This is a genomic window from Micromonospora sp. LZ34 (assembly GCF_052981855.1).
In genome coordinates this window covers 44,590-61,540 of sequence record NZ_JBRIQN010000001.1, presented here as the reverse complement: position 1 = coordinate 61,540, position 16,951 = coordinate 44,590, and the positions used below count along the sequence as shown (strand labels likewise).

14 protein-coding genes, 1 tRNA gene and 1 other RNA gene are annotated in these 16,951 nt (G+C 72.5%); 7 read left to right on the top strand and 9 right to left on the bottom strand.

The genetic code is table 11. The features are described 5' to 3' along the window. Positions 1-7: 7 nt before the first annotated feature. The 5 genes from ACVCAH_RS00275 to ffs form a co-directional block, all read right to left on the bottom strand. On the bottom strand, positions 8-1,672 hold the full coding sequence (locus ACVCAH_RS00275; protein ID WP_447133982.1) for an ABC transporter substrate-binding protein: 1,665 nt from the start codon (positions 1,670-1,672) through the stop codon (positions 8-10). Between the two features lie 339 nt (positions 1,673-2,011). Further along, positions 2,012-2,605 carry a recombination mediator RecR gene (recR, locus tag ACVCAH_RS00270; protein ID WP_088996491.1) on the bottom strand — a complete coding sequence of 198 codons (594 nt, stop codon included), beginning with the start codon at positions 2,603-2,605 and terminating at the stop codon, positions 2,012-2,014. 8 nt (positions 2,606-2,613) lie between these two features. Next, positions 2,614-2,922: a YbaB/EbfC family nucleoid-associated protein gene (locus ACVCAH_RS00265; RefSeq protein WP_447134344.1), complete on the bottom strand. Its 309-nt coding sequence runs from the start codon at positions 2,920-2,922 to the stop codon at positions 2,614-2,616. Between the two features lie 394 nt (positions 2,923-3,316). Then, entirely contained in the window at positions 3,317-5,749 is a 2,433-nt protein-coding gene (locus ACVCAH_RS00260; RefSeq protein ID WP_447133981.1) for a DNA polymerase III subunit gamma and tau, read from the bottom strand. Positions 5,750-5,917: 168 nt separating this feature from the next. Beyond that, positions 5,918-6,007, bottom strand: an RNA gene (ffs, locus tag ACVCAH_RS00255) — signal recognition particle sRNA small type. A gap of 81 nt (positions 6,008-6,088) precedes the next feature. On the opposite strand from ffs, the gene ACVCAH_RS00250 reads away from it, so the two are divergent. Both ACVCAH_RS00250 and ACVCAH_RS00245 read left to right on the top strand, forming a co-directional pair. After that, a tRNA-Ser gene (locus ACVCAH_RS00250) sits at positions 6,089-6,173 on the top strand. 253 nt (positions 6,174-6,426) lie between these two features. Beyond that, complete coding sequence (locus ACVCAH_RS00245; RefSeq protein ID WP_447133980.1) at positions 6,427-8,037, top strand: hypothetical protein; 1,611 nt, start codon at positions 6,427-6,429, stop codon at positions 8,035-8,037. A 77-nt stretch (positions 8,038-8,114) separates the two neighbouring features. On the opposite strand, the gene ACVCAH_RS00240 is transcribed toward ACVCAH_RS00245, so the two are convergent. Further along, entirely contained in the window at positions 8,115-8,837 is a 723-nt protein-coding gene (locus ACVCAH_RS00240) for a hypothetical protein (protein WP_447133979.1), read from the bottom strand. After that, positions 8,834-9,337 (bottom strand): SigE family RNA polymerase sigma factor, encoded by a 504-nt coding sequence (locus ACVCAH_RS00235; protein WP_447133978.1) that lies wholly within the window; start codon positions 9,335-9,337, stop codon positions 8,834-8,836. Before ACVCAH_RS00235 ends, ACVCAH_RS00240 begins: the two co-directional genes overlap by 4 nt. A gap of 143 nt (positions 9,338-9,480) precedes the next feature. On the opposite strand from ACVCAH_RS00235, the gene ACVCAH_RS00230 reads away from it, so the two are divergent. Further along, positions 9,481-10,284, top strand: coding sequence for a DUF3152 domain-containing protein (locus ACVCAH_RS00230; protein ID WP_447133977.1), 804 nt, complete (start codon positions 9,481-9,483; stop codon positions 10,282-10,284). A 280-nt stretch (positions 10,285-10,564) separates the two neighbouring features. Here ACVCAH_RS00230 and ACVCAH_RS00225 read toward each other — a convergent pair whose 3' ends face one another. Next, positions 10,565-11,143, bottom strand: a complete 579-nt coding sequence (locus ACVCAH_RS00225; RefSeq protein WP_447133976.1) for a dienelactone hydrolase family protein — start codon at positions 11,141-11,143, stop codon at positions 10,565-10,567. A gap of 152 nt (positions 11,144-11,295) precedes the next feature. On the opposite strand from ACVCAH_RS00225, the gene ACVCAH_RS00220 reads away from it, so the two are divergent. The 3 genes from ACVCAH_RS00220 (at position 11,296) to ACVCAH_RS00210 (ending at position 14,598) form a co-directional block, all read left to right on the top strand. Continuing rightward, the gene (locus tag ACVCAH_RS00220; RefSeq protein WP_447133975.1) at positions 11,296-11,862 is read left to right on the top strand and encodes a hypothetical protein; all 567 of its coding nucleotides are present in this window, start codon (positions 11,296-11,298) and stop codon (positions 11,860-11,862) included. Positions 11,863-11,943: 81 nt separating this feature from the next. Next, positions 11,944-12,435: a hypothetical protein gene (locus tag ACVCAH_RS00215; RefSeq protein ID WP_447133974.1), complete on the top strand. Its 492-nt coding sequence runs from the start codon at positions 11,944-11,946 to the stop codon at positions 12,433-12,435. A gap of 51 nt (positions 12,436-12,486) precedes the next feature. Next, a complete protein-coding gene (locus tag ACVCAH_RS00210) occupies positions 12,487-14,598 on the top strand; it encodes an NACHT domain-containing protein (RefSeq protein ID WP_447133973.1) in 2,112 nt (703 codons plus the stop codon). Between the two features lie 2 nt (positions 14,599-14,600). Here the strand turns inward: ACVCAH_RS00210 and ACVCAH_RS00205 are convergent, their stop codons facing one another. Beyond that, positions 14,601-16,049: a YncE family protein gene (locus ACVCAH_RS00205; RefSeq protein WP_447133972.1), complete on the bottom strand. Its 1,449-nt coding sequence runs from the start codon at positions 16,047-16,049 to the stop codon at positions 14,601-14,603. Positions 16,050-16,257: 208 nt separating this feature from the next. Between ACVCAH_RS00205 and ACVCAH_RS00200 the strand changes: the two genes are divergently transcribed. Beyond that, positions 16,258-16,809, top strand: coding sequence for a hypothetical protein (locus ACVCAH_RS00200; RefSeq protein WP_447133971.1), 552 nt, complete (start codon positions 16,258-16,260; stop codon positions 16,807-16,809). Positions 16,810-16,951: the final 142 nt, after the last annotated feature.

Sequence of the window (16,951 nt, the reverse complement as noted above, 5' to 3'; positions counted from 1 at the left end):
CGTCAGGTCAGGACTTGAACTCGGCGTTGGCGTACCGCTCGTCGGTGAGCGGGCTCGCCTTGACCCCGGTCACGTCCTTGCCGAACACGATCGCCGGCGGCGAGTGCGACACCGGGACACCCGGCAGGAAGTCCATGATGGCCTTGTTCAGGGCCTTGTACTTCTCGGTCCGGGCCGCGATGTCGGCCGTGGTGTCGGCGTCCTTGAACTGGTCGAACAGGGCCTTGTTGTTGAAGCCCCACTCGTCCTTCGGCCGGTCGAAGAAGGTGCCGATGAAGTTGTAGCCGTCGCCGTAGTCACCGGTCCAGCCGAGGAAGTGCAGGTCGTGCTTGTTGCCGGAGGTGGTGGCGTTCAGGTAGTCCGGGCTCCACTTCAGCGGGATGGCCTGGACGTTGATGCCGACCGCCTTGAGGTCCGCCGAGAGCAGCTCGAAGATGTCCTTCGGGTTCGGCATGTACGGCCGGGTGACCTCGGTCGGGTAGTGGAACCGCAGCGTCAGGTTCGTCGCGCCGGCCTCGGCCAGCAGCTGCTTGGCCTTCTCCGGGTTGTAGTCGTACTTAGTGACGTCGCCGTTCCAGCCCTCGACGGTGTCCGGCATGAAGTTCTCGGCGACCTTGGCGCCCGGGGGCAGCTTAGAGTCGACCAGCGCCTGGCGGTTCAGCGCGTGGGCGATGGCCTGCCGGACCTTGGGTTCGGCGAGCTTCGGGTTCCCCTTCTGGTTGATCGCCAGGTAGAGGATGTTGAACGCCGGGCGGGTCAGGACGTTGAAGCCCTCACCCTTCAGCGGCTCGACGTCGGCCGGGCCGACCAGGTCGTACCCCTGGATGTCGCCGGAGCGCAGCGCCTGCTTGCGCGCGTTCTCGTCGGAGATGGTCTTGAAGATCAGGGTCTTCAGCTTGGCCTTGGAGCCGGCGTAGTCGTCGTTCCGCTCCAGGGTCAGCGTCTTGTTGGCGACGTCCCAGGACTTGAACTTGAACGGACCGGTGCCGGTCGGGTGCTCCATCGCGTACGACGGGTACTTGATGTCCTCGGCGGTGCCGGTGACGTTGCTCGCGTCGTACTTCTCCAGCGCCGCCGGGCTGTGGATGGAGAACGACGGCAGCATCAGCGCGGCCGGGATCTTGCTGGAGACCCGGGTGAAGGCCAGGTCGACCGTGGTGGCGTCCTTGGCGGTGCAGGACTTGAAGAGGCTCGGCGGCAGCTCCGGGTCCTCGTTCTTGGCGAAGCCGCCCATGACGTCCTGCCAGTACGCCGTCACGTCCGGGCTCTGCATGAGGCCCTTGGCGTTGTACCAGCGGTCGAAGTTCTTGCAGACCGCCTCGGCGTTGAAGTCGGTGCCGTCGTGGAACTTCACCCCGGAACGGAGCTTGAAGGTCCACGTCGTGCCGGCGGCGTCCGGGGTCCAGGACTCGGCGAGCCCGGGAGAGACCTTGGTGCCCCCCTCCTCGGGACGGACCAGCGTCTCGAAGACCTGACGCGCCACGCGCAGCGACTCGCCGTCGCTGGCCATGCTCGGGTCGAGCACCTTCGGGTCTCCGGCTACGCCGAAGACGAGGGTGTCCTTCTTGCTACCGCCGGAACTGTCATCGCGGTTGCTCTCGGCGCAGCCTGCTACCGCGAGGGCCGCGACCGCGACGGCCGCGATCGCGGCCTTCGGCCTGGATGCACGCATGGTGCTTCACCTCGTCCTTGGGGGTACGGACAACGTGGTGACAGGGGTCACCGATGGCGGTGACCTTAGCTGCCGTTGCGACCAGCGGGAAACTCTTGACGAAGCGGTTGGTACCGGATCGTGTCTTAACCGATGCTCCCTGCGCCGAAGGGCCCGTCGGGGCGCCGCCAAAGGGGCAGTTTGTCCCTGTTCAACGATGCAGATTTGTTACATCGACCGTCGCCGCGGTTGACCACATGTCAGAACTCAAAGTGGACATCGGGCCCAGTTCCCGAAGCCCCGAACGACGACGGCCGGCGCCGGAGAACGGCACCGGCCGTCGCTCGGCCCCGGGTGGCCTCAGACCGCCCGGCGGCCCTCGAACGCGCGGCCGAGGGTGATCTCGTCGGCGTACTCCAGGTCGCCGCCGACCGGCAGGCCGCTGGCGAGCCGGGTCACCGCGATGCCCATCGGCTTGACCATCAGGGCGAGGTAGGTCGCGGTCGCCTCGCCCTCGGTGTTCGGGTCGGTGGCGAGGATCAGCTCCCGCACCGCGCCGCCGCCGAGCCGGGTCATCAGCTCCCGGATGCGCAGGTTGTCGGGCCCGATCCCCTCCAGCGGGTTGATCGCCCCGCCGAGCACGTGGTAGCGGCCGCGGAACTCACCGGTCCGCTCGATCGCCACCACGTCCTTGGGCTCCTCGACCACGCAGAGCACCTCGTCGCTGCGGCGCGGGTCGCGGCAGATCCGGCACTGCTCGCTCTCGGCGACGTTGTAACAGGTGGTGCAGAACCGCACCAGCTCCTTGACCTTGCGCAGCGCACCGGCCAGCCGGTTCACGTCGGCCGGATCGGCGGACAGGACGTGGAAGGCGATCCGCTGGGCGCTCTTCGGGCCCACGCCCGGCAGCCGGCCCAGCTCGTCGATCAGGTCCTGGATGGCACCTTCGTACATGTGCCGGCTCAGAACCCGGGCAGGCCGAGGCCGCCCATGCCGCCGGTGACCGGCCCCATCTTCTGCTCCGTCAGCTCGCGGGCCGCCTCGGCGGCGTTGTGCAGGGCCGCGACGACCAGATCCTCCAGGGTCTCCACGTCCTCCGGGTCGACCGCCTTCGGATCGATCTTGATGCTCTTGACCTCGCCGGTGCCGGCGACGGTCGCGGTCACCAGCCCACCGCCGGCGGTGCCGGTCAGCTCGGCCTCGGCGAGCTCGGCCTGCGCCTTGGCGATCTGCTGCTGCATCTTCTGCGCCTGCTTCAGCATCTGCTGCATGTTCGGCTGTCCACCTGGGCGCACGGGATGGCTCCTTCTCGCATTCGTCTGCTCGGCCGCCGCCCAGCCTAGTCGCCCGGTGTGACCGGCCTCGCCCGGCGCGGCGCTTCCCCGGCCGGTGGCTGCCGGCGCACGATCACGGGGTCGATCAAGGGAGGCCCGATGTCCGCCGGGCGCTACGCCGCCGCCCGGCAGGGCTACCCGCGCGACCTGGCCCTCGTCCCGGCCGCGTGCTGGTCCGATCGCGGCTCGTCAACGAAGGCCAGCGGCAGGGCATTTCGTCGACGACCGTCATTCCGCTCTGGCATGAATATGACGGAGTGGAATGACGGTCACCGCGAGGGTCCGCGCCGGCGGGCCGTGCGGGCAGGTCATCGAGGTGTACGCGGTCGCGCTACCGGGCGTCGACCTCGTTGATCTTCTCGGCGCCGAACGCCTCGCGGAGCAGCCGTACCGCCTGCTCCTCGCTCGACTCCCGGGCGGTCTTCTCGTCGATGACCTCGTCCAGCGGCTCGTCACCCGGGTCGAAACCCTCGTAGACCGGGCTGGTCGGGGCCGCCGGCCGGGCCGCGCCGGGCCGGACCGGCCCGTCGAAGTCCGGGTCGTACGGCGGCTCGCCGGCCCAGTCGGCGTCCGCGGTCTGCCGCGCCGCCTGGGCGGTACGCGGGCCACGCCCGGCCGCCGCCGCCCGGGCCGCGGCGATCGCGCTGCTCACCGGGGCGCCACCGGCAGCCGGGGCGGGCTGCTGCGCCGGGGCGGGCTGCTTCGGGGCAGCGGCCGCCGGGGTCGCGGTAGCCGGACCGGACGCGGGCGCCGAGGTGGGCGCACCGCCGGACGGGGCGTCCCCACCCGGGCGGGCCGCCGCGGGCCAGTCCCCCTCCGGCTCCGTTCCACCGCCGGCCGGGGCCGACGCCGAGCCGCCGAGGCGGGCCGGCTCGGGCCAGTCCTCGTCGTCGCCCGCGTCGGCGGCGGCGCCGCCCGCACCGCCGGACCGGCCGGCGCCGCCCCGGGGGGCGGCAGCGGGCGGCGGGCCGCTCGACTGGGCGGCCGACCGGGTCGGCGCGGGCGCGGCCGCGGCGGCACGCGGGCCGCCGAGCGACACGCCGCCCCGCTCGCCGGCCACCTCGCAGCGGATCTGCCAGCGCCCGCCCAACTCCTCGTAGAGCCCGTCGGTGAGCACCGCCGCGTGGTCGGACATCATCTTGGCCAGCACCGTCGACTTCACGGTCAGCACCAGGGTGTCGCCGTCGAGGTCGCGGACCACCGCGTCACGCATCAAAGCCGCGATCCGCTTGTTGGTCCGGTTGACCTTGCCGACCACCTCGGGCCAGACCCGGCGTACCGCGACCGCGTCGAGCGCGCCGGGCGCCGACGCGCCGGGGCGGGGCGGGGCGGGGGTGGCCGGATCGGGCATCACCGCCTCCGGGCGTACCGCCCGCCGGGGCGCCGGGGCGGCGTCGGGCGCCGGCCCCTGCTCCGCCCGGGCACCCGCCTCCACCGCGCGGAGGGCGCTCGTCGGGGCGGGTGCGGCAGCCGCCGGCGGGCCGGCGGTCTCCGGCTGTGGCGCGGCGACAGCCGCCGCCGGGGCGGGCGCCGCCGGGCGTACGGCCGGGGCGTCGGCGACCGGCGCGGGGCCGGCGGCGACCGGCGGCAGGTCGGCGCCGCCCAGGGTGAACCGGCGCTCCATCCGCTCCAGGCGCTGGAGCAGGCCGCCGGTCGAGTCGTCGACGCCGGGCAGCAGCATCCGGGCGCAGATCAGCTCGAGCAGCAGCCGGGGCGCGGTGGTGCCGCGCATCTCCACCAGCCCGTTGTGCACAAGGTCGGCGCAGCGGGACAGCGTGCCCGGGCCGAGCCGCTGGGCCTGGGCGGTCATCCGCTCGATCTGGTCGGCCGGGCCGTCGATCAGGCCCTTGACGGCGGCGTCCGGCACCTGCTGGAGCACGATCAGGTCGCGCAGCCGCTCCAGCAGGTCGGAGGCGAAGCGGCGCAGGTCGTGGCCGGCCTCGGCGACCCGGTCGACGGTGGCGTACGCGGCGGCGCCGTCACCGGCGGCGAGCGCGTCGCACATCTCGTCGATCAGCGCCGAGTCGGTGACGCCGAGCAGCGCGGCGGCCCGGGAGTAGGTGACGCCCTCCGGGCCGGCGCCCGCGATGAGCTGGTCGAGCACGGAGAGGCTGTCCCGCATGCTGCCTCCACCGGCGCGCACCACCAGGGGGAAGACCGCCGGCTCAACGTTGACGCCCTCGGCCTCGGTGAGCTGTTCGAGGTACGGCCGGAGCACCTTCGGCGGGAACAGCCGGAACGGGTAGTGGTGGGTCCGCGACTTGATCGTGCCGAGGACCTTCTCCGGCTCGGTGGTGGCGAAGATGAACTTGACGTACTCCGGTGGCTCCTCGACCAGCTTGAGCAGGGCGTTGAAGCCGGCCGACGAGACCATGTGCGCCTCGTCGATGATATAGATCTTGAAGCGGCTGCTGGCCGGCGCGAAGAACGCCTTCTCGCGGAGCTCGCGGGCGTCGTCGACGCCGCCGTGGCTGGCCGCGTCGATCTCGATGACGTCGATCGACCCGCCGCCGTCGGGGGCCAGCGCGCGGCAGGACTCGCACTGCCCGCACGGCTCGGGGGTGGGGCCCTGCTCACAGTTGAGGGAGCGGGCCAGGATCCGGGCGCTGGAGGTCTTGCCGCAGCCCCGCGGGCCGGAGAAGAGGTAGGCGTGGTTGAGCCGGCCGCTGCGCAGCGCCTGCGACAGCGGCTCGGTGACCTGCTCCTGGCCGATCATCTCGGCGAAGGTACGCGGCCGGTACTTGCGGTAGAGCGCCAGTGCCACTCGTCCCGCCTCCTCTCGACCGAGCCATTCTGCGCCGGTCCGCCGCCGCTGACCACCCACCCCGCCGGACCGGCGAGGGCGGCGCCACCTTGATCACACACGCCGTGCGGGATGTTCCGGAAACCCGACATCCGGTGTGTCGAGTGGATCAACGGGCCGCAGAGACAGAAAGGCCTCCCGTGCACCCGGCAGAGCTCGCTTATCCTTGCTGCCTTCCGGCCCTGGGGAGGTTCACGAGGTACCGCCGCACGGGAGGTGCCACAAGCGTACCCGACCGCCGGCCGATCCACCGGGGGTGGTGGGGTGGGCGATCCCGCCGGGACCTGTATCCTGTTCGACGGAGGATTCGCCTAGAGGCCTAGGGCGCACGCTTGGAAAGCGTGTTGGGTTAACACCCTCACGAGTTCGAATCTCGTATCCTCCGCTCTCTTGAGCAGGAAAAGCGACAGGGCCGGCCCGTCAGGGACGGCCCTTCGTCGTCTCTGCCGTCGCTCGACCCGGTTTTCGGCCGCGCCGTCCGTTCAGGTGGAGGGGATGCCCGGTCGTCGCCCGCCCTGCCCGTTCGTCTGGTTACGGCGATCGACCCGCCCCTCTACGGTTCGGGGCATCCATGGAGAGCGGGGGTTCTCATGCGTCGCAGCATCGCGAGCGTATCTGTTCTGGCGGTTATAGCCGGTTTGACAGTCAGTGTCCCGGCGCAGGCCGCGGAGGGCGTCCAGACCATCACCCGGGACGGCGTCGTCCTCCAGCACCACCGGGTGGCGAAGACGGCCACCCCGGTGACGGGCACGGGTGACACCCGCTCCGACTTCGACGGCGACGGCGTCGACGACGTCGCGGCCACCGGCGACCCCTTCTACTACAGCCTGCCGCAGAACCCGACGGGTGTGGTCGCCGTGCGCTACTCGTCCGCCCCGCAGGTCGACTACTTCCTGGGTGTCCTGTCGTTGTCCGACGGTGGGTGCGGATGCTTCGGCCTGGCGCTGGTGGCGGGGGACTTCAACGGCGACCGTTACGACGACCTGGCGATCGGCGACATGGACGAGGTGGATCCCGGAAACAAGGCACACGCCGGCGGGGTCTGGGTCATCCCGGGCAGCAGCACGGGCCTGGTGGTCGACTCGGCGGTCCACTTCAACCAGAGTTCGCCGGGCGTTCCCGACGGCCCCGAGAACTACGACCGGTTCGGTGCCGCGCTCGCGGCCGGCGACATCAACGGGGACGGCCGTGACGACCTCGCGATCGGCGCGTACGGGGAGTCCATCGGAAGCAAGGCGGACGCCGGCGCGGTCACCGTCCTCTTCGGTGGATCGACCGGCCTCACGGCCACCGGCGCCCAGTACCTCCAGCAGGACCAGGCGGCGGTGCCCGGGGCGGCCGAGCGGGGCGACCAGTTCGGCTTCACACTGGCGATCGGGAAGGTCGACAACAACCGGTACAACGACCTGGTCATCGGCGCTCCCCGGGAGAACGACGGCGTGTCCTGGGACGGCTCCGGCATGGTCACCCTGATGTGGGGGTCGCCGAGTGGGGTGTCGTCCACCGGGGCCACCGCGGTCACCGGCGCGGGGGTGGGCCCCGCGATCGGCCACAGCGAGACCATCGCCTGGTACCTGGGTGACGCGCTGGCGATCGGCGACGTGAACGGCGACGGGCTGGGCGAGGTGGTCGCCGGGGCACCCGGCGCACAGACCCCGCACCTCAACGGCGGACTCGTCGCGGTCTTCACCGGCCGCTCCGGCGGCCTGTCCGCCAGCGCCGTACGGATCATCACCCAGCGCACGGCCGGCGTGCCGGGAGACCCGGAGGACGAAGACCGCTTCGGTGGGACGCTCGCGACCGGCGACGTGACCGGCGACGGCAGGGCGGACGTGCTGATCGGCGCCCCCGGCGAGGCCATCGGCTCGCGGACCGAGGCCGGCATGGTCACTCTGCTCAAGGGCTCCGCCAGCGGGCTGACCGGAAGCGGCGCCCAGGGCTTCGACCAGAACCACCAGATCCTCCCGGACACCGCCGAGAGCGGAGACAAGTTCGGCGCCTCCGTCGCCCTGTTGAACCTCAACGGCGACCCCGGATACGACGCCGTCGTGGCATCGACGGGTGAAGAGGTGGCCGGCGACATCGCCGGATACGAGTCCGGGGTCCTGATCCCGTTCCGCGCCGGCACCGATGGGATCGTCGCGCTGAGCACCTCGTGGAGCGGCCTGGCCCTGCGCACCGAGATTGTCTGGCCCCAGCGGTACGGCGTGCGGATCGCCGGGCCGCAGAGCGGCGGCCCGATCTACTGACGCCTCCTCCGCCGCCGGAGCAGCATGAAGGGCCGGTCCCGCACGGGGCCGGCCCTTCGTCGTCCCGCGTCAACCGGTCAGAGCTTCCGGCCCTGCGCGTCGCGGGCGAGGATGCCGTCCAGCCGCACGCCGGGCGCCAGCTGTGCCGGGTCGAACCAGAAGATCACCACCTGCGGGTCCTCGCTCCACCGCGCCAGCCGGGCGGCGATCTGACGGCCGTCGGCGGTGCCGACGATCCGCGCCGCGGGACCGACGAAGTATCCGAAGGTGGGCACCGGGGCGGGGTTCGGGCGGGTTCCGGACTGGTCGCGGCCGATCTGGTGGAATCCCGGCCGGCGGTCGCTGCCCTCGACGTCGTTGGCCAGAAAGTCCGAGATCAGCTCCCCGTCGGCGGTGCGGCGGCCGGCGACCAGTCCGATCGTCACCTCGGGTAGCTGGGGCACGTCCACCGGGACGAAGTAGAGGACCCGCTCCTCAGTGCCGTACCGGATCCCCGTGTCGACCACCCCGCCGACCGGCCGTGGTGCCGGCTCCCGCGGGCTCGCCGTGGGGCCGACCGCCGGTGCGGTGGCGGCCGGGACGCTGCGCCGCTCCGGGTCGGGCGGGCGGGTCTGCTGTACGCCGACCGCGACGCCGACGGCGACCACCACCACCGACAGGGCCGCCGCGCCGGTCCCGGCGAGCCGGCGACGCCGGCGCAGGCGGCGACCGTCGCGCAGGATGGCGGTCAGGTCCAGGCTGGGCCGATCGGGCCGTTCGGCCGCCCGCATGGCCTGGCGGAGCTCGTTCACGTCGTTCATCGGCGCGCCCCGAGGGTCTCCGGGGCGTCGGCGCCGACGATACGCAGCTTCTCCAGGGCGCGGGAACTGGTGCTCTTGACCGTCCCGACCGAGACGTTGAGTTCGCGGGCCACCTGGGTCTCCGGCAGGTCGAAGTAGTAGCGCAGCACGACGATGGCGCGCTCGCGAGGGCTGAGCGTGCCGAGGATGGCGAGCAGCCAGCGGCGGGTGGCGACCTCGTCCGCCACGTCGCCGCGGCGTTGCTCGGGGAGGTTCTCGCTGGGGTACTCCCGGATCGGCCGCCGCCAGCCGTCCACCAGGTGGTTGACCAGCACGGACCGGGCGTACCCGTAGGCGTCGTCGTTCCGGATCCGGGACCACGACGCGTACGTGCGGACCAGCGCGGTCTGCGCCGCCTCCTCGGCCTGGTGGTAGTCGCCGGTCATCAGGAAGGCGGCGTGCACCAGCCGCCCGGACGCCGTCCGGGCGAACTCGACGAACTCCTCGTCACCCCGGGCCATGCCGGCCCTTCCCACAGCTCACGCGGGACAGGACGAGCGGGGCGGCGGAAAGGTTGAGCCCGCAGGAGATCAACTTTAGGGCCGGGCCACCCGTCCTCCTCGCTACGCAGCACCGGCCGGCGCTGTGCGGCGAGGGGAGACACATGACAACGAAGCCTACGGGCCGGGCTCGCGCCAGCCTCGTTCCGGCGCTGGCAGCCCTGCTGCTGACCGCGCCGTTGGCTGGCTGCACGCCGGCGGCGGGTCAGCCAGCGGCGCCGGCCACGGGTCAGGCGGCCGGGACGGCCACGACCTCCGCGCCGCCATCGGTGCCGGCACGGCCGCGATCCGCCGCCATCAGCTATCCGGCCGACGGCGGCAACCGGTGGTACGGCGCCGCCGCCGAGACGCCGGCCCCACGCGGTACGGGGAGACTGCTGCGCTACCGGGTGGCGGTGGAGCGCGACATCCGGGGCCTGCCGGTGGCGGAGTTCGCGGCGGAGATCACCAGGACGTTGAACGACCCGCAGGGGTGGACCGCCGACGGGGAGCTGAGACTGCGCCGGGTCGGCTGGGGCCAGTCGGCGGACTTCACCATCTACCTCGTCACCCCGGGCACTCGCGACGAGTTGTGCCAGGACGTGTCGGACGGCTACACCTCCTGCCGCAACGGCGACCGGGTGGTGCTGAACGTGGCCCGTTGGGTGAAGGGGGTGCCGGGCTACGGCACGAGCCTCGCCACCTACCGGCGGTACATGGTCAACCACGAGGTCGGGCACCGGCTCGGCATGGGTCACGAGCGGTGCCCGGGGCGGGGCCGACCGGCACCGGTGATGCAGCAGCAGACGCTGGGCCTGCACGGCTGCACCGCGAACGCCTGGCCGTACCTCGACGGTGAGCGCTACACCGGCCCGTCCGGGGCGTACGACGACCCCATCCCACCCCGCGAGCGAGCCCGGCAGGCCTGACCCCCCTCACCAGGTAGCCCCCAGCCTCCAAGGAGATCTTGGAAGGAAAGGGCCCTTACCGGGGCCCTTTCCTTCCAAGATCTAGGAGTCGCCGGGCAGGGACGGGCGGCAGGCGGTCAGTCGCGGGGGCAGGTCCAGGTGAGGAAGCGGTCAGCAAGGTCGGGTGGCGGGAGCCCGGGGGTCGAGGTCGGCGAGTTGGGTGGTTGTGGCCCGACGGCCGCCACGGCTGGTCCCCACCGGCCCCGCGGGCGCGGGGTCCGGTGGCGCGGGACCGCGAGGGCTACCGGACGCGGTCGAGGAAGGCCAGCGTGCGCTCGGTGAGCAGCGCGGCGGCCTCCGGGACGTACGCCGGCAGGCTGCTGTCGGCGAAGAGGTGCTGGCCGCCGGGGTAGAGGAACAATTCGGCGTCGTCGGCCTCGGCGACCAGGGCGCGGGCCGCGTCGAGGTCGCCCTCGGCCACGAAGAACTCGTCCGCGTCCATCCCGTGGATCTGGACCGGCACCCCCTTCGGCCACGCCCCGCCGAACTCGGAGGTCGGAAGGCAGGAGTGGTAGAACAGCGCGCCGGTCGCGCCGGGCCGGGTCTGGGCCAGCGCCTGCGCCGGCATCACCCCGAGTGAGAACCCGGCGTAGACCAGGGCGTCGGGCAGCCCGTCGGCGGCTCGCCGGCCCCGCTCGAGGACCGTGCCGAACCCGACCTTCCGGCCGTACGCCAGACCCTCGTCGAGGGTGTCGAAGACCTGGCCGTCGTAGAGGTCGGGCAGGTGGACGGTGTGGCCGGCGTCCTCGAGGCGCGCGGCGAAGTCGCGGACGCCGGGGGTCAACCCCTGCGCGTGGTGGAACAACACAATCTCGGCCATCGGCGTCCCTCTCCCTGGGCGGTGCCTCGTCAGCCTGTCGATGGCCATGATGTCCTGAGGCACTGAAACAACGTCGGCAACGACCCGGCGGAAGCCACGGAACCCGTCGTACACATGTTCCATCCACAGCCTGTGGATGCCGGAGGGATCGGATGAGCTACCAGCTCAGCGCGGTCGTCGCGGACGCCGAGCTGCTCCGCGAGCAGACGGCCGAGCTGGATCACGCGGTTTGCGGCGAGTTGCGCCAGGACTTCGCCCTGCTGCCGGTCACCCCGCAGCTGGTCGAGGAGTTGACCGGCGCCCTGCCCGACTTCTCGGTCGAGGCGCGCGACGTCGAGCACCCGTTCGACCTGGTCCTCTCGCCGGCCCTGAGCGAGGTGTTGGCGCGCTGGTCGCGGCAGGGCCCAGTGGCGTACCTGGAGGCGGAGTTCGCCGGGGGCGCCGGCTACCAGTCGGCGGCGGTCTGGCTCGGGGGCAGGCTGAGCTGGGGCCCGCGGGTGGAGGCGGTCTTCGACGGACCCCGGGCGGAGTGGCCGCTCAACGCGGCGCTGCTCCGGCTCGGCGTGGAGCCCGGACCGTGGATCGACCCGTTCGCGGAGCTGGGGCTGCACGTGGAGCGGAGCACCGAGGGCTGGCTGGCCCACGGACGCCGGAGACTGAGCGCCGACTACTGGGACGAGCTCGCCGAGGAATGGGAAGACCGGCAATCTGCCGGCTAGCAGCAACCTGAACGCCCCGGTCCCGTTGGAGACCCGGGGGATTCCATGAAATTGCGACAATTCGCCTTTATCGCGGCGCTGGTGACGGCTGCCTCCGTGGCCGGCAGCGGCGTCCGTCCACATGCGCCGGTCAGTGGCCGGCCGACCGGCGTCGCGCAGGTCGTCGGCCTCGACGGGCTGCCCGACATCGAGTTCGGCGACACCGAGAGCGAGCTGACCCGGCGGGGCATCCTGCGTACCGACGTGGCGGCCTGCGGGCCGACGCTGGCCGGGCACGAGACGGTCAGCCCGGTCTTCGTCGAGGACCGGCTGGTGCTGCTCTGGCTCGGCGACCCGGTACGCACCCCGGAGGGCGTCACCGCCGGCACCCCGGTCGACCAGGTCCGGGCGCACTACCCGGACGCCGTCCGGCTACGCGCTCCACAGGGGACGTACCGGTTCGACGGGCTGCTCGCCCGCCGCGGCGACCGCGCGTACCTCTTCCTGCACGACGGCCGGACGGTTCGCAAGATCATCACAGGGTACGCCGACTGGGCGCGACGCCTCTTCGACGAGGGCCAGGGCCCCTGCTGACCGCGGGTTGTGCCGGCGGCCCGCGGACGGTAGAGACGACGCATGCGTCGGGTGAGCACGATCGTCCTCTCGGTGATCTGCGTCGCGTTGCTCGGCGTCGCCACCAACGTCGCCACCGGCGCGCTGCCGCAGGGCTGGTCGCCGTACCTCTGGGTGGCCTGGCCCCTGCTCATCCTCCTGGTGCTGGTCCTGGTCGTGGTGGAGGTGTCCGGGGCGCGGGAGCCGCGCGGGGTCGGCCCGGCATCGGAGGCGCGGGCCCGCCGGGCCCTGCTGGACCGGGTCCGCCGCTACTGGGTGACCAGCGTGCTGGACCGCTCGCTGCACGAGGAGGTCCGGATCGAGTTGGGCATCACGGCCACCGCCGACGACCGCCGGCACCCGTGGACGGTACGGGCCAGCCACCGGGACGGGTTCGCCGACGTCCTCGACGCCCGTACCGCGATGTCGGCGCTCTTCGACCGGCTCGACCGGGCGGTCGTGATCCTCGGCGCGCCGGGGTCCGGCAAGACGACGACGCTGCTGGAACTCGCCCGCGACCTGCTCGACCGGGCCGAGGCCGACCCGGAGGCGCCGATCCCGGTGGTGCTCAACCTCGCCTCCTGGGCGACCCACCGCCGGCCGCTCGCCCGCTGGCTGGTCGAACAGCTCACCGAGCGGTACGGCATCCCGGCCGAGCAGGGGTCGGCCTGGGTGGTGGCCGGCGAACTCCTTCCCCTGCTCGACGGGCTCGACGAGGTGGCCGAGGAACACCGGGAGGCCTGCGCCCGGGCCATCGCCGAGTTCCACGCCGGCCAGCCGCTCACCCCGATCGCCGTCTGCTGCCGCAGCGCGGAGTACGAGCGGCTCGCCAGCGAGCTGCCGGTCTACGGCACCGTCACCCTCCAGCCACTCACCCGGGACCAGATCGAGCGGTATGTCGAACGGGCCGGACTGACCGGGTTGCGGGCCGCGCTCGCCGCCGACCCGGACCTGTGGCAGCTCGCCGACTCGCCGCTGCTGCTCAGCATCATGGCCCTCGCGTACGCCGACCCCATGGACGCCCAGCCCACGCGAGCGGAGTCCGGGCCGGCGGGCACCAGCCGCCAGCGGCTCTTCGCCCGCTACGTCGACACGATGCTGCACCGTCGCCCGCACCCGCGCTACCCGGCCGAGCGGACCACCGCCTGGCTCACCACGCTGGCCACCGAACTACGGCGCCGCAAGCAGACCGTCTTCGTGCTCGACCTGCTCGACGAGGGCTGGTCGCCCCGGTACGCCGCCGCCCGGCTGGGGAGCCTGGTCGCCCGGCTCGCCTGCATGCTCGCCCTCGGGTTGGTGCTGGTGGCCGCCGGATGGTGGCTCGCCGGCCGGGCCGGTCTGGTCGCCGCGGCCGCGCTGCTGACCCTCACCGTGATGCTGCACCTCACGCACTACAACGACCTGCGGCTGCTCAGCCGGGTCACCGGCCGCCGGCGGGACCTACCGGGCGGCCAGGGGTGGCTGGCGAGTGCGCCGCCGAGCCTGGTGGCCGTCGTGCTGGATCAGCCGAACATCGTGCTCCGGATCGGGCCGGCCGCCCTCGGCGTCGGCCTGCTCGGCGGCGGAGCGGGCACCGACGACCCGGCCTGGGACGCCGCCCTCGGCTACGGCGCCGGCTTCTTCCTCGCCGCTGTCGTCGCGTTCGCGGCGCTGGACAGCGCCCTGGCGGCGCTCTCCCTCCGCCCACCCGAACTCGGCACCGACCGGCGTGAGCTGCCCAGCCCGCTGTTGCGCCAGCGCCTCGCCTTCACCCTGCGCGGGTTGGCGCCGCTCGGGCTGGTCACCGGCTTCCTCGCGGGGTCGGTCGTCGCGCTGGCCACGGGACGCGTGGCGGACGGCGTCCGGTTCGGAGCCGTGGTCGGCCTCGGCGCGATGCTGCTGGTCCTGATCCTGGTGGCGCTCGGCCCGATGGTCGAGCAGTGGCTGCTCCGCCGGCGGCTCGACCGTCAGCAGGTGGTGCCGTACCCGCTGCTGCCGTTCCTGACCTACGCGGTGCAGTGCCTCTTCCTCCGCCAGGTCGGCGACGGATACATCTTCGTGCACCGGGAACTGCTGGACCACTTCGCGGCCGGCCCGGAGGCGATCCCCCGCCAGCCGGCGGAGCCGGCGACCGAGCCGGTCGCGGAGAGCCGGCCGGCCCGCTGAGGTCACCGGCGCGGTGCGGCCCCAGTCGTGGTGGTGACCGTCGGGGTGGGACGGAAGGAGACCTGCACGGTGACGGACCGGCTCGCCCCCAAGTGGGCGGCGTCGCCGAGGAAGGTGACCGTGTAGGTGACGGCCCCGAGGGCCCGCGGGATGTCGGAGAAGGAGAACGTCCCGGTCCCGGTGGTGGTGACGGTGGACAGGACGTGGGTGCCGGTGACGTCCTTCCGCACCACCTGCAGCTGCCGCGGCCCCGGCGCGGACGCGTCGGTGAACGCCAGCGCGCCGGTGACCGTGAGTGTCGCCCGGTACCTGCTCGTCGACGGCGCGGAGAGCGTGAGCGAGGATCCGGTCCTGGTGAAGTCCGTCAGCAGACGCAGGGTGGGCTTCTTCCCGTACTGGTCGGTGGTGACGGCGTAGAGCGTGCCGTTGTCGGCGCTGACGGCAAGGCCCTGCCGCTCCAGGTAGGTGTCCTGCGGGAGGTCGTACCGGCGGACCAGCGTCCCGTCCGGCCGCTCGACGTGGATGCTCGACGTCCTCGCCCAGTCCGACCTGTCGGTCACCCCGAGGATGACGAAGGCGCCGTCCGGGGAGGTCGTCACGGCTGTCGGGTACGTGCCGGACGGATACCTGCCCGCCGCCGACAGGTCCGTCGTCGAGAGCGCCACGTGTTCGTTGGCGATCGAACGGTCGCCCGTGTCGGGATCGAAGAAGTGGGAACAGGCCAGGATCAGCTTGCTGGCGTCGGACGTCAGCGCGGCGTCATGGAGGCCGGTGCAGCTGTCCCCCGGCGGAGATCCCGGCACCCGCGACGGCGTCCCGGACGAGACGTCGTAGAGGATCGGGCTGGCCGAGTAGGACGCGGTGACGCTGGATCGGTTCACCGCGAGCAGCAGATCCGCGTTGGCCCGGCTGCTGCGAAGCAGCGGCGGGTAGGAGAAGTCGGGGAGCGGCAGCTGCAGGGCCACCGCCGGCGTCTCCCCGCGCGCGTCGAGCGAGCCCAGCTTGCCCTTCCCGAACGTGCAGCCGTAGCCGAAGTAGAGCTTCCCTCCGGCCGGCGCCAACCAGGTGGGACAGGTGCCGGCTCCGATGCTGTAGCGACGGGTCTCGGTCAGCGTCGTGGTGTCGATCGCGGCGATGGCGCCCGTCTCGACGAGGGCTACGTGGAGCGTCGAGCCGTCCGGGCTCAGCGCCATGCCGGCGGCATCCGGCAGGTCCGGGATCGTCCGCTGTGAACCGCCCGACAGGTCCGTCACCCGCACGCCCGTCCCGCCGCGCCCCGGGCTGAAGAAGAGCTGTCCGTGCGCCGAGTCGAGGACCATCGCCGCGTACGTCTCGATGCCGAGATCGACCGTGCTGTCGGCGTGCGCCACGCTTGGACCTAGCGACGGTACGACGACGAACGCGGCGCCGAGCGCCGCGACCATGAGACGTGCGAAGCGCTTGATGCGCACGTTCCCACCCCACCCTCCGACCAAGATCCACCTGGGGGCAAGCCTAGGGGTAGGCATGGCACGCAAGGGGGGCGGAGTGGCACCGCCGGGAAGTTACCGGCCGAAAGTAGGAGTCTTCGGCCCGCCGGATCGGCCGAGCAGCGCGAGGCATCGACGAGGTCGACGGCACGAGCGGCATGGGCCGTGGCGTGCCGGGTAACCGCCGGGCATGGCGCGGTACACGAAGCCCGAACTCAGAGAGCAGCTCAAGGAAGAGATCAAGGCTTCCGACAAGGGCGGCCGGCAGGGGCAGTGGTCGGCGCGCAAGTCGCAGCTGCTCACCCGGGAGTACCAGAAGCGCGGCGGGGGCTACGAGGGGCCGAGGGACGAGCGGCAGAAGTCGCTGCAGCGGTGGGGCGGCGAGAAGTGGCAGACCAGGGAGGGCGACACCCGTGCGCGGCACGGCGGCGAGACGAGTCGTTACCTGCCCAAGCAGGCCTGGGAGCAGCTCTCCGACGAGCAGCGTCGCGCGACCGACCTCAAGAAGCGGAGGGAGTCGAGGACCGGCCGGCAGCGGGTCAGCAACACCGGGCCGGCCAGACGCGCCCGCAGGGACGCCACGTCGGTCGGGCGGCTGACGGAGTTGCCGGTCGCCGAGGCGGCCAAGCTGGTCCGCGGACTCGACACGGGCCAGCTGAAGACGGCGCTGCGGCGCGAGCGCGACGGCAAGGCCCGCAAGACGCTCATCCAGCGGATGGAGTCGGAACTCGACCGGCGCTGACCGGCGGCCGTTCAGCGCGCCCAGCTGGTGGTCTGCCGATACCGATATCAAAGGCGAAACGCCCGACCGATCCCCACGGACCGGCCGGACGTTTTCGCACCTGGGGAGACCTAGGCCAGCTTGACCGTCCGCTCGTCTACGG

Coding starts and splice junctions, on each gene's coding strand:
- ACVCAH_RS00265 (WP_447134344.1), bottom strand. CDS start 2,922: ATGCAGCAGATGCTGAAGCAGGCGCAGAAGATGCAGCAGCAGATCGCC.
- ACVCAH_RS00235 (WP_447133978.1), bottom strand. CDS start 9,337: ATGGCCCGGGGTGACGAGGAGTTCGTCGAGTTCGCCCGGACGGCGTCC.
- ACVCAH_RS00230 (WP_447133977.1), top strand. CDS start 9,481: ATGACAACGAAGCCTACGGGCCGGGCTCGCGCCAGCCTCGTTCCGGCG.
- ACVCAH_RS00225 (WP_447133976.1), bottom strand. CDS start 11,143: ATGGCCGAGATTGTGTTGTTCCACCACGCGCAGGGGTTGACCCCCGGC.
- ACVCAH_RS00220 (WP_447133975.1), top strand. CDS start 11,296: ATGAGCTACCAGCTCAGCGCGGTCGTCGCGGACGCCGAGCTGCTCCGC.
- ACVCAH_RS00200 (WP_447133971.1), top strand. CDS start 16,258: ATGGCGCGGTACACGAAGCCCGAACTCAGAGAGCAGCTCAAGGAAGAG.
- ACVCAH_RS00275 (WP_447133982.1), bottom strand. CDS start 1,672: ATGCGTGCATCCAGGCCGAAGGCCGCGATCGCGGCCGTCGCGGTCGCG.
- recR (WP_088996491.1), bottom strand. CDS start 2,605: ATGTACGAAGGTGCCATCCAGGACCTGATCGACGAGCTGGGCCGGCTG.
- ACVCAH_RS00240 (WP_447133979.1), bottom strand. CDS start 8,837: ATGAACGACGTGAACGAGCTCCGCCAGGCCATGCGGGCGGCCGAACGG.